Consider the following 12,532-nt stretch of genomic DNA (forward strand, 5'->3'; position numbering starts at 1 on the left):
CCGTTGTTCTATTAAGTTAGAGCAACGGCATTTTATTTATATAGTGTGAATTTTATAATAGGTTACCAATTTTGACCTCAATAAAATACATTCTTGGAGTGGTTGGTCCGTATACAAATGCTGCATCTTTATCTGCACCACTTACAAATTGATTTTGCATTTGATTAAAGATATTTTTAACACCTGTACCAAATTCAATATTGGCTTTTTTACCTAGAATTGTTTTGTAAGAAACCTTTGCTCCCATGTCAAAAAAGGATTGTGTTTCAATTAAAGATTCATTCTCTACTGCTTGCCCATTAATAAAACCACCAGCAAGTAGAGGTACAAACATACTTCCGGTATAAATACCAGTAAGTGATGTAGTCCATCTTTGGGCAGGTTTATAATTTAATGTAAGAGAACCGTATTGATTAGGCGTTCTCAGAATATACTTTGAAGCACTACCTTCTTCATCCCCCCATTGATTATCTTCTTCGTATTCTGCAGTTTGAATTGTATATGCAGCTTGAATATTTATTTTTTCAGAAGGTGCAACTTTAGCTTCTAGGTTTACGCCTTGAACAATAGCATCAGAAGTAGAGTTTCTTTTGTAATTTATTAAAGTTCCATCATCTAAATAAATGTATTGATTATCAAATCGGTTATTGATTCGGGTATGGAATCCTTCTGCCAAGAAATAAGTTTGAACGCTTCCTATTTTCTTTTCATAATCCCAAGCGAGGTTATAAGATAAAGAAGTTTCTGCTTTTAAATCAGGGTCTAGCACCGTTCGAACAGCTTGACCTCCAGCAACCTCAATATGTAAATCTTCAGAGAACATTTGCGGAGCTCTAAAACCAGTAGCAAACCCGCCTCTTAATTGCATATCATCAGTTATATTATACTTAAGGTTTATTCTAGGGTTGATAGCAGGAACGTTTTTATTGTTTTCTAGATTTTCAAAATCTTTAATCATAACATAATCCATTCTTGCCCCAATAAGGACAGACAATTTATTACCTTTCCATTCGTTTTGTGCAAAAATAGCCATAGTCTGTGCCTGCTGATTAGATACTGGAATATCATTCGTCTCTTGTCCAGCATCTTGATCAAAATAGCCTAATTTCTTATCGTTAATTTCATCTATAATATATTCTGTTCCAACTACAAAGTACATCTGAGAATTAAACATTCTTCCAAGGTCTAAATTAGCTTGTAATCCACCCACATAAGTTAAACCAGTAGTTAAGCCATAGCCATCAGGTGCTTGGTTAGCGCCATAATAACTGTCTCTTTTTACGTATTGAAGGTTAGAATAGGCATTAAGGTGTGTTTTTTTATTTTGACTAAACCAATCATAATTAATACTTCCACTCACAATACCCATGTTAATCCATTCAGTAATATCAGTATTTTCTGGAGCTTCGTTTAATTTATTACCTCCTCTACGGTCTTCATGTATATACCTTAAATCACCTGTTATTTTATTCTGATCATTAAAGTTATGATAGATTTTTGTACCTACAGATGCTGTTTTTAATTGAGGTAATTCAGTAAAATCATCATTTAAAGGAGCACCAATAGCTTGTCCATTATCATCAACTTTGTACCAGATATCATTAGGGTTAGCATTCCATGCATCTCTATTTCTATAAGAACCATAGATATAAGCACCTGTTTTGTCATTTTTAGAGACAACAGAAGTATTAAAATATACATTGTAATCGTTAGATTTTCCATCTATTGTTCCCATGTTTGTACCTACTTCGTAAGAATTGTATTGAGGTGCTTTTGTGATAATATTTACAGTACCGCCAATTGCATTAGCACCAAAAAGAACAGAACCACCACCTCTTACAACTTCAATCTGATCTACCATAGAAACAGGAATTTGTTCTAGACCATATACACTAACCAAACCATTAAAAATTGGTCTACTGTCCATCAAAATTTGAGTATAAGGACCTTCTAAACCATTTAACCTTAACGAAGAAGAACCACAGTTTCCACAGGTATTCTCTACTCTAGCACCAGAAACAAAATTTAATCCATCAGCAACAACTTTAGAACTAGACGCTGTGAAAATTTCTTTACTCACTACATTAACTACTGCTGCAGTTTCTTTTCTGCTTTGTTCTCTACGGCTACTAGAAACAATTACCTCGTTTAACTGAAGTAAATCTTTATCTAAATTAAAATGAATTTCTCGTACGCTATTAGATGCAGTAATTTTTTTCTGTTGTGGAGAATATCCAATAGCAGAAACTAGAATAGTATATTCTTTACCTTTTTCAAGTTCTATTTTAAAATGGCCATGTTCGTCTGCAGAAGTACCAAAAGCACCATCATTAACAGAGACAGTTGCAAAAGGAAGATGTTCTTTACCAGATGTAATATGTCCTGTTATTTCAATTTTATCAGCACCTATTGCAATGGTGGTAATTAGGAGAAAAACTGTAGTTAGAATTGCCTTCATGGCTGTAGTTATATTATATTAATTATAAACGACTAAAATAATTATACTGCAAATATAAATAAATTTTTAGGCTTGCCTAAAAATTGAATAATAATTTATTAATAACATTTTACTAATGAAGTTAAATTGATGTGGAAAGTGAAAAAAACGGAAGTAGTTTCGTAAATTATTATAGCACTTATAAAACACATTATGATTTCAAAAAATATTACTAACTCAATTATTTTACTTTTGATATTATTTTCTGCCTGCACAAAAACTGAAAAAGCAAATGAAAATACGGTTATCATTGTATCAATAGATGGGTTTAGATATGATTACCCTATCAAATACAAGACGCCAAATTTAGATCTTATAGCAAAAGAAGGAGTGAAAGCAACTTCTATGATTCCTTCTTATCCTAGTAAAACATTTCCAAACCATTATGCTATTGCTACAGGAATGTATCCTTCAAATAATGGTTTAGTTCATAATTCATTTTATGATCCTGAACGTAAAGAAATGTATAGAATTGGTATTGGTAAAAAAGATGGTTCATGGTTTTATGGAACTCCTTTATGGACATTAGCAGAACAGCAAGGAGTGAAATCAGCCTCTTTTTATTGGCCTGTTTCAGACAGTAGAGTACAAGGAATTACGCCTTCTTATTACTTTAAATACAATAAATCAACACCTTATGCTCAAAGAATAGAGCAAATAGAGAAGTGGTTATCTTTAAAAGGTAAAAATAGACCAAGGTTTATCACTTTATATTTTTCTTTAGTAGATACACAAGGGCATAGATATGGTCCTGATGCTAAGGAGACTCAAGAAGCGGTAGAGTACCTTGATACTCAAATTGGAGCACTTTATAAAACCATTAAAGCAAGTGATCATCCCGTTAACTTAATTGTTGTCTCAGATCATGGTATGGAAAATGTGGATGTAGATAACCCAATTGTTCTTGAAGGTTTAGGAAGCTTTGAAGATTTTACTTGTGTAAATGGAGGAGGAGTGCAATACTTACTTTACCCTAATAAAGGAGCAAATGTGCAAGAAACTTATGAGAAGTTAAAGGCCCAAGAAAGTAAAGGAATGCATGTGTATTTAAAAGAGAATATCCCTGCAAATTTACATTATTCTAAAGGAAACAGGATTCCTGCAATTGTTTGTGAGGCTATTCCTCCTAAAGCATTTAAAAATGTTAGAGGAGGAGTAAGTAAGGGTACGCATGGTTATAACCCATATGCAATAAAAAATATGCATGCTATATTTTATGGAGTAGGACCAAATTTTAAAAAAGGAGTGGAGATTCCTTCCTTCGAAAATGTGAATGTTTACCCAGCAATCGCCAAAATTATAGGCTTAGAAATTCCAAATGATATTGATGGAAAGATAGATGTTCTAGGTCCTTATTTACAATAACAAAAAAGCCATGTAGAAGTAAAATTCTACATGGCTTTTTCTATTTAATTAAAACACTACTTAAATGATAGGTTCTTGACCATAGAAGTATTTAACTTCAACAACTTTTAGTGTAGGGTTTTCTTTTTCTACTTTAGATTTATAATCTCGTACTAATTTATTCCACTTAAAAGCAGATTGATTATAATAGCCTCTTAACATTAAATCCCTAGTGCTTGTATCCTTAATTCTATCTAAAAGACGAGCAGGTTTTTCGTAATTATCAAAGTTATCTACAGATTTTGATAATTCTTCCAATGATGCAATTAAAGTAGCAATATCAGAGTCATATTGTAACATAGAATCTTCATTATTAAAAGTTCTATTAGAATACACAGAGTTTTTTGCTTCAGAAATACTCTTAAGTACATCTTTCTTTAAATCTGTGTTTAATACTACTCCGTTTGCTTCTAAATCAGTTACTATTCTTGTAGAAAAATCTAATTTTAAGGTTTCAGACTCAAAAGCATCATTTCTAAGAGAATCAACTTCAATATATAAAGTATTAGAATTTACTTTAGATAAATCCTCTTCCTCAATTACAAAAGTACCGTCATCGTATTCACTTTCTGATTTTTCATCAGAAGAAGTAGAACACCCAGTAAAGAAAGTAAATAAACTAATGAATATTAGGCCGTATTTTGCTGACATTTTAAAAAAGTTATTGTTGAATTAGGTAAGTAATCAATTAATATTCCAATTATTAATTTCCACCAATTTTTTGATTTGATTTGAAATCGTAAAGTGTAAACATACGAAGTCTATAATACGATAACCAATATTCTTTTAACGCTGCCAAGTATTCTTTGGTCTTTTGATCTTTGTCTTTTAATGCAATATTTAGGTCAGTAACACTAATTTTACCTACCATATATCGTCTCCTTGCAATTTCATAACTTTTTTCAGCAATGCTTCTTGCTTTTTCTGTTGATAGGGCGCTTGCTCTTATTATAGGAATTTGTCTTGCTAAAAGGTAGATATTTTGGCTAAAGAGTTCTTCTTCTTGTTGTATGGTACTTTGCACTAACCTTTGGTTAGAAATGGCTGTTTCTACTTTAGACTTCCTTCTGCCCCAATCAAGAATTGGGATATTAAACCCTAATTGAAATTGTTGCTGACTATTCGGACTTTCATAAACACCTGATGGAGTAGTTGCTTGTTGTGTTAAACCAAATTGCCCACTCATATTAATTTGTAATCCAGATTCTCCCTTTGCTTTAGCAACATCTCGTTCTGCTTCGAGTTTTCTTCTTTTGTAGTTGATATACTGTTGTTTATTTTCTCTTGCCTGAATAACGGCTACATCTGCACTAATTGTCACATCAGGGATTTCGGCAGGGGTAGATAGTTGACTTATGGTATTTTCTGGAATATTTAAATAATTAAATAAAGTGAGCCTACTTCTTTCTACATCAAGATTCGCAGATTGTAAATCTCTATCTGCAGTTAATACATTTAGTTCTAATTGTAATAATTCATTTTCGGCAATTTTACCAAGATTATATCTTCCTTGTCCAATTTTATAAATCGTATCATTATTTGCTAAGTTAGTAGTAGCAACATCATAACTAATTTGAGCAATAAGAAGATTGAAATAAAGTTCTGTAGTTTCATAAGCAATCATTTCTAGTTCTTCTGCATATTGTTTTAATGATTCCTCATAACGCAAAGGCTCAATTTGCTTATCCCATTTAAGAGGGTTAAAGTTGAATAAAGGTTGATAAAAACCAATCATAAAAGGTTGACCAGCATAACTTGTTCCTGTATTTGCCCCTTCAAAATTATCAATTCGCTGCATCTGAGCGCCCATATAAATTTTACCACCAGTAAGGCCAATATTTTGTTCTAAATTAAGGTTAACATTAGAAGTTGACATACTTACAGCTCTAAATTCTGTACTACCATCTGGTTGCGTAATAGGGTTAATAGACCTGTTGTAATTTGGTAGATTACCATTTAAAACCAACTGAGGTAAATAGACAGACTTAAACTGTTTGTATTGCCAATAGTAATTTTCCTTCTTGTTTTCTGCTTGTTGAGAAGAAAGGGAGCCATTTTTTGCAATTTCAATTACCTGATCTAAAGTAATTATACTTTGCCCAAAACCAGAAGTACCTATTAGAAGCAAAGTTACTAAAAGATTGATATGTATATTTTTCATGAAGTTGTTGTTGATTAATGCTGTTATTCGTATCGAAGAGATTCTATCGGATCTTGGGATGCCGCTTTTTTAGCTGGTGAAATTCCAAAGATTACACCAATAGATGCCGCTACTCCAAAAGAGATAATAACAGAAGAGAAAGATATAATTGTTGGAATATCAGCAATGCTTGATATTAATAAAGCCATAGAAACACCAAGTATAACTCCAATTGTGCCACCGGTTAGACTAATTAAGATGGCTTCAAAAAGAAATTGTAAAATGATATCCATTTTTTTAGCCCCTAATGAAATACGTAAGCCAATTTCTTTTATTCTTTCTAGAACAGATGCAAGCATAATATTCATAATACCAATGCCGCCAACAATTAATGATATCCCAGCAATTGCACCAAGAACTATATTAAAAATATCTTTAGTTCTTTGTTGTTGTTTAAGTAACATTTCTGGAATACTAATTTCAAAATCAACTTTATTGAAATGTCTTCTACTTAGCATTTTTTGTAATACCTCTGAGGCTAGAGATAACTCATTTGCATTAGACATCTGCACTACAATTTTATCTAGTTGATTATAATTTGCTTTTTTATCATTTGGCTGATTATTATTTCTAGCTTGTTCTGCAGATGCTTTTTGGATTGCTGTTTTGGTAACTCTAGATCTATCTTTAAAACGAATTAGCATTGTTTCGATAGGTACATAAACATCCATATTTACATTTCTGATACCCAACTTCTCTAAGTTCTTAGACATCATGTTTCTTTCGTTAAGCACCCCAACAACAGTCAGCCATTGTCCTCCGCATTTTATTTGCTTACCAATAGGATCTTCTGAACTAAAAAAACGAGTTTGTAAGCTGCGTCCAATAATACATACAGATGCTCCAAATTTGGCATGAACTTTATCAAATAAATTACCTTGAGAGAGAGAATGATTGTAAATTTCGAAGTAATGGTTATTTACTCCAATTAACTTAACAGATCGCCTAATGCCATTTTTAATAATGTATGTTTCAATTTCTATTTCAGGACTTAAGCGTTGAATATTTGGAATTACTTCTTTAATATTTTTAAGGTCTAAAAGAGAAAGCCCAGGAGAGAACTTTTCCTTTTCTTTTTTATTTTCAGAAACCACCTTTTCCTCAGATTGTTCAATTATGGGAGTAATTACGATATTATTTACCCCAACAAGTTTCATCTGATCTAAAATTTCTTGTTGTGCTCCATTGCCAATAGCTAACATGGCAATAACTGCCGCTACTCCAAAAATAATTCCTAAAGCAGTTAGAATTGAACGTAATGTATTAGCAAGAATGGCATCTAAAGCAATCGATAAATTGATTAAATAACGTTGCATATAACTATTATTTAGATGGTTCTTCTAGGTGAGATGGAGGTGTCGATAAAGCAATAATATCATTTTCTTTTAAACCAGAAATAATCTCAACATCCTGGTCATTCATTAAACCAATTTTTACTTCTTGAATATCATAACTATTGATGTTCTTAATAAAGACAAAATTAGCAGAGTCACCTTGAACGTGTAATGCTTCTATTGGAATAAGCAGAATATCGGTTTTTTCTTCCGTTTTAATCTCATTAGATGTAGTCATTGATGGGCGTAAAGTACTATCAGTTTTAGCCAATAAAATAGAAACTTCAAATACTTTTGCATCTGAGTTAGGGCGTTGTTCTCCTACATTTGCTACATGAGTAACTTCACCATTAAGTTTTTTATCAGGAAAAGCGTCTAATCCAATATTTACTTTTTGCCCTTTTTTAATTTTTCTGATATCAACCTCATTCACAAAAGTTTTAGACAACATAGACGATAAATCGGGCAGGGTAGCTACAACAGGGTTCCAAGCTTGAATGTTAGAGCCTTCTTTTACTTTATTTCCATTCCAATCCTTAGTGTAAATAATCATCCCATCTTCAGGAGCAAAAATTGTAAATTCACCAAAAAGAGTCTTTAAGAAATTTACATTTCTTTTTGCAGCATTAAGATTGGCAGTTACCTCTCTCATTTTAGCACTCAATTGTTGCTGTTTTACAATGTAATTAGCTTTACTTTGTTTTAAATCACGTTCAGCTTTTTTTACATCCATCTTACATTTTTTAATTGTTGAAGGTGGTTCAAAAGCAGATTCTTCCAATTGGATTTTCTTTTCTTCTACAACAAATTCAAGGTTGATAAGATTATCTCTTTCTTTACTTAACTGTAAAGCACTGTCTAGCTGTGTTTGTTCCCATTGTGATTCTGATTTTGTTAACTCTGTTTCCATTTTAGAAAGCTGGTCAGACAAAGATGATGGGTCTAGTTGAGCAACTTGATCACCTTGTTTTACAAGCGTACCTTCAGGCACCAAACTATTTATTTTAGCTTCCCATACACTTGCTTTCCTCATACCAAGTGGGCCTCTAATTTGTACAGATTTTTCAGCTTCTAGTTCACCAGTTGTTGTAACATTAATTTTTAGGTCACCTTTACGGACTTTAGTGAGTAATACTGTTTCGTTGCTTGAAGTGTTGAAGTAGAAAAAGCTGATCAAGAGTAAAACAGCGATACCTACTCCAATAATTGATTTTTTTGAAGTCATTATTTTATAGTTGAAGTTTTTTAGTTCAACACTAATTTATTCAAAAACTAACTAAATGGAGGCTTAAATAATTATAATCAATGTTAATTTTTAAGAAGCCTTTGATTTAATTTTAAGAGAATTAAATAGATAAAGTATAAAACGTGAGTAACATCTATAAAAAACTACTATAAACTTTTTATATTTGTCCTCATTTTAGACATACTTAGTGTGTCTTTTTTTACTATTAGAAATTTAAACTACCACGCAAGTGAGAAGAACAAAAATTAAAGACTTGCTGGCACACGGAGAGATTGGTGCCAAAGTTACTGTTAAAGGATGGGTAAGAACATTTAGAAGCAATCGCTTTATTGCATTGAATGATGGTTCTACTATCAATAATTTGCAAGCGGTGGTAGATTTTGAAAATACATCAGAAGATCTACTAAAGAGATTAACTACTAGTGCTGCTGTTTCTATAGAAGGAACAATTTTAGAATCTCAAGGTAAAGGACAGAGAATTGAAATTGAGGTAGAAAACCTTGAAATCTTAGGAGATGCAGACCCAGAAGAATATCCTTTACAACCTAAAAAGCACTCTTTAGAGTTCTTACGTGAAAAAGCACATTTACGTCCTCGTACTCAAGTTATGAGTGCAGTGTATAGAGTACGTAATGCTTTAGCATACGGTATCCACAAATTCTTTAACGAAAAAGGATTTGTATATATGCATACACCAATTATTACTGGTTCTGATGCAGAAGGTGCAGGAGAAACTTTTAGAGTATCTACAATTGATCCTAAAAACCCACCACTTGGTGAAGACGGAGAGGTAGATTACAAAGAAGATTTCTTTGGTAAGCCTGTAAACTTATCAGTTTCTGGACAATTAGAAGCAGAAGTTGGAGCAATGGCTTTAGGTGATGTTTATACATTCGGACCTACATTCCGTGCAGAAAATTCAAACACTTCTCGTCACTTGGCAGAATTCTGGATGATAGAACCAGAAATGGCTTTCTATGATTTAGTAGATAACATGGACCTTGCAGAAGAAATGATCAAGTATTTGATTGATTATGCAATGGAACAGTGCCCTGAAGATTTAGAATTCTTAAACCAACGTTACGCACAAGAGGAAAAAACAAAACCTCAAAACCAACGTGCTGAACTAGGTTTATTAGAGCGTTTAAAATTTGTTTCTGATAACAACTTTGAACGTTTAACATATACAGAAGCAATCGAAGTATTAAGACGTTCTAAACCGTTTAAAAAAGGTAAATTTAAATATCCTGTTGAGTGGGGTGTAGATTTATCTTCTGAACATGAGCGTTATTTAGTAGAGAAAGAATATAAAAAGCCTGTAATCTTAACGGATTACCCTAAAGAGATTAAATCTTTCTACATGAAGCAAAACGAAGATGGTAAAACTGTAGCAGCAATGGACGTATTGTTCCCTGGTATAGGTGAAATCATTGGAGGTTCTCAGCGTGAAGAAAATTTAGAGAAACTTGTAAAAAGAATGGAAGAAATGGATGTACCGCAAGAAGAATTGTGGTGGTATTTAGAGCTTCGTAAATTTGGAACAGCTCCTCACTCTGGATTTGGTTTAGGTTTTGAAAGAATTGTATTATTTGTTACAGGAATGGGTAACATTCGTGATGTAATACCTTTCCCACGTGCTCCTAAAAGTGCAGACTTTTAAGATCGGAAAAGTTTAAACAAAAAAATGGCTTCAAAATTAATTTTTGAAGCCATTTTTTTATTGAAATGATTTTACTTTTGTTGTCATATTATCTACTGGCCACCAGCCTAATGATGGAAGGTATTTATATGTAAACTTTCTCCAAGTAATTTTTCCTGTTTTTTTACTTTTCTTTTTTATTCTCCAAATAATCAAGCATTCTTGATGATCAGTTGGATCGGTATATATTCTGATAAAATCTTTTCCTTCTTTTACATAATCAAGTAAAATGTTGTCATTTTTTTTATCAACAAGCATCACATGATTAATACCTTCTTTTAAAAGTTCTATTGATCCATTAGCAGCCAAACCTCTAATAAAAGGTGCTGTTTTAATTTTTGGAGCAGTCATCATATGATTGTATGCTTTTTTTTTCTTCTTTTTATCATCATCAAGATTATTAGAAGCAAAAATTGACATTGAAAATATATGAATAAGTAGGGCTATTATAGTAAGGTTTTTCATAACATCGTATAGATTTATTTAATCTAGAGACATTTTTGTAATAAGATTGATCAATAGTATTTACTATTATTAAAGTCTATTATCTATCATTTAAAATTGAAATTATGGCATTTGATGAGTTTTTAGGAGAAAGAATAACCAGGTTTTTTACATCACAAAAAGTGGAATATTACTCAAAAAAAATGATGGGAGGGCTTATCTTCATGATCAACAATAAGATGAGCTGTGGAATCCATATAGATAAAAAATATGGAGATAGTTTATTAATGGCTAAAATTGGAGAAGAGCAGTATGCTTTTGAAATAGAAAAACCATGTTGTTTACCTATGGATTTTACAGGTAGACCAATGAAAGGATACATCTATATAACTCCAGAGGGTTTTGACCTTGATACAGACCTTGAATATTGGTTAGAATTGGTACTTTCTTTTAATAGAAAAAATAATTGATCAAAAAAAAAGGAAGTCATTAGACTTCCTTAATTTATTAATTAAATGCTTTTACTTTTTCTTTATTATTATCAACAGGTCTCCATCCTGTAGTAGGAAAATGCTTATAACTGTGCAAATCCCACTTAATTTCTCCTGTTTTTTTATTTACTTTATTGATAGACCAAATAACCATTGCTTTATTACCATCAGCATTGTCAGTATAAACTCTAACAAAGTCTTTACCTTCTTTTAGATGATCAAATAAAATGTTATCTGTTTCAGTATCTACTAACATTTTATGGTTAACACCTTCCATAAATAATTCTAAAGAGTGCTCTGCAGCAACACCTTTAATAAATGGAGCCGTTTTTATTTTAGGAGCATTAGTTTCATCATAATTTCTTTTGCTTTCTTTCCCTTTTTCGTTAGAAGCAAAAGAAGATAAACTAATAATATTTAAAACTAGAACAATTAGAATCGATAAGTTTTTCATATTTCCTTGTGTTTGGTTATACTTCATAAACACCAAGATTTTCCGATTCGTTAACTTTGTTAAAGCTTGTTCGTTGTTATTTGCTTTTATTTAATTATCGTAAATTTTTATTTAAAGGCTTCTACTTTCGTATTGTCGTTTGTTGTGGGTCTCCAACCAATTTCAGAATACTTCTTATAAGTATATTTTTTCCAATCAATTTCACCAGTTTCTTTATCTACTTTTTCGATGTGCCAAATGATAATGCATTTTAAACCATCTGTATGATCAGTATATACTCTTAAATAATCTTCACCTTCTTTTAAATTATTGTAAAGTATATTGTCTGTTTCAGCATCAATAAGCATTTTCTTTTTACCATCCTTAAAAAGCTCTAAACTATGTTCAGAAGATAAATCTTTAATAAAAGGTGCAGTTTTAACTTTAGGTGCAATATTAAAATGATCATATGATGAAGCTTTAGAATTTTTTTTCTTGTCGTCATCATCTTCATCTTTTTTGCCATTTTCGTTATTGGCAAAATTTATAAAAGGTAAAGAAATTAATAAGAACGTAAGTAAGGTGTTTTTTATATTTTTCATAATGATTATAATTAGGATATACCTCACTACAAACGTTCTTTAATTACCTAGTAATCATTTTATTGAATGTTATTTCAACTCATTTATATTCATTTAAATTATAATGTTAAATTTAAATGTTAGATTGTGAGTATTATGTAAAAGCAATCTTAAATATATGCCTTACCTAGCTGTTACATAAT

The 12,532-nt window shown here is 31.5% G+C and carries 11 protein-coding genes; 3 read left to right on the forward strand and 8 right to left on the reverse strand.

The window, feature by feature from the left end:
• Nucleotides 1–52 precede the first annotated feature (52 nt).
• Entirely contained in the window at nt 53–2,458 is a 2,406-nt protein-coding gene (locus KM029_RS17775; RefSeq protein ID WP_144074528.1) for a TonB-dependent receptor, read from the reverse strand.
• 192 nt (nt 2,459–2,650) lie between these two features.
• Here KM029_RS17775 and KM029_RS17780 point away from each other — a divergent pair, with 192 nt between their 5' ends.
• Nucleotides 2,651–3,862, forward strand: a complete 1,212-nt coding sequence (locus KM029_RS17780) for an alkaline phosphatase family protein (protein WP_144074529.1) — start codon at nt 2,651–2,653, stop codon at nt 3,860–3,862.
• Nucleotides 3,863–3,922: 60 nt separating this feature from the next.
• On the opposite strand, the gene KM029_RS17785 is transcribed toward KM029_RS17780, so the two are convergent.
• Genes KM029_RS17785 through KM029_RS17800 form a run of 4 tightly spaced genes read right to left on the reverse strand, consistent with a single transcriptional unit; the run spans nt 3,923 to nt 8,660 of the window.
• A complete protein-coding gene (locus KM029_RS17785) occupies nt 3,923–4,552 on the reverse strand; it encodes a hypothetical protein (protein ID WP_144074530.1) in 630 nt (209 codons plus the stop codon).
• Nucleotides 4,553–4,604: 52 nt separating this feature from the next.
• Nucleotides 4,605–6,062, reverse strand: coding sequence for a TolC family protein (locus KM029_RS17790; RefSeq protein WP_144074531.1), 1,458 nt, complete (start codon nt 6,060–6,062; stop codon nt 4,605–4,607).
• Nucleotides 6,063–6,085: 23 nt separating this feature from the next.
• A complete protein-coding gene (locus KM029_RS17795) occupies nt 6,086–7,417 on the reverse strand; it encodes an ABC transporter permease (RefSeq protein WP_144074532.1) in 1,332 nt (443 codons plus the stop codon).
• A 7-nt stretch (nt 7,418–7,424) separates the two neighbouring features.
• Nucleotides 7,425–8,660: an efflux RND transporter periplasmic adaptor subunit gene (locus KM029_RS17800; RefSeq protein ID WP_144074533.1), complete on the reverse strand. Its 1,236-nt coding sequence runs from the start codon at nt 8,658–8,660 to the stop codon at nt 7,425–7,427.
• Nucleotides 8,661–8,910: 250 nt separating this feature from the next.
• On the opposite strand from KM029_RS17800, the gene asnS reads away from it, so the two are divergent.
• Nucleotides 8,911–10,341 carry an asparagine--tRNA ligase gene (gene asnS / locus KM029_RS17805; protein WP_144074534.1) on the forward strand — a complete coding sequence of 477 codons (1,431 nt, stop codon included), beginning with the start codon at nt 8,911–8,913 and terminating at the stop codon, nt 10,339–10,341.
• 57 nt (nt 10,342–10,398) lie between these two features.
• Here the strand turns inward: asnS and KM029_RS17810 are convergent, their stop codons facing one another.
• Nucleotides 10,399–10,845 carry a hypothetical protein gene (locus tag KM029_RS17810; protein WP_144074535.1) on the reverse strand — a complete coding sequence of 149 codons (447 nt, stop codon included), beginning with the start codon at nt 10,843–10,845 and terminating at the stop codon, nt 10,399–10,401.
• Between the two features lie 104 nt (nt 10,846–10,949).
• Between KM029_RS17810 and KM029_RS17815 the strand changes: the two genes are divergently transcribed.
• Nucleotides 10,950–11,294 (forward strand): TfoX/Sxy family protein, encoded by a 345-nt coding sequence (locus KM029_RS17815; RefSeq protein WP_144074536.1) that lies wholly within the window; start codon nt 10,950–10,952, stop codon nt 11,292–11,294.
• Between the two features lie 37 nt (nt 11,295–11,331).
• Here the strand turns inward: KM029_RS17815 and KM029_RS17820 are convergent, their stop codons facing one another.
• Together KM029_RS17820 and KM029_RS17825 are read right to left on the reverse strand one after the other, a co-directional pair.
• On the reverse strand, nt 11,332–11,769 hold the full coding sequence (locus tag KM029_RS17820) for a hypothetical protein (protein WP_144074537.1): 438 nt from the start codon (nt 11,767–11,769) through the stop codon (nt 11,332–11,334).
• Between the two features lie 107 nt (nt 11,770–11,876).
• Nucleotides 11,877–12,350 carry a hypothetical protein gene (locus tag KM029_RS17825; RefSeq protein WP_144074538.1) on the reverse strand — a complete coding sequence of 158 codons (474 nt, stop codon included), beginning with the start codon at nt 12,348–12,350 and terminating at the stop codon, nt 11,877–11,879.
• Nucleotides 12,351–12,532 lie beyond the last annotated feature (182 nt).

The organism is Flammeovirga kamogawensis, from assembly GCF_018736065.1.
Classification (GTDB): Bacteria; Bacteroidota; Bacteroidia; order Cytophagales; family Flammeovirgaceae; genus Flammeovirga; species Flammeovirga kamogawensis.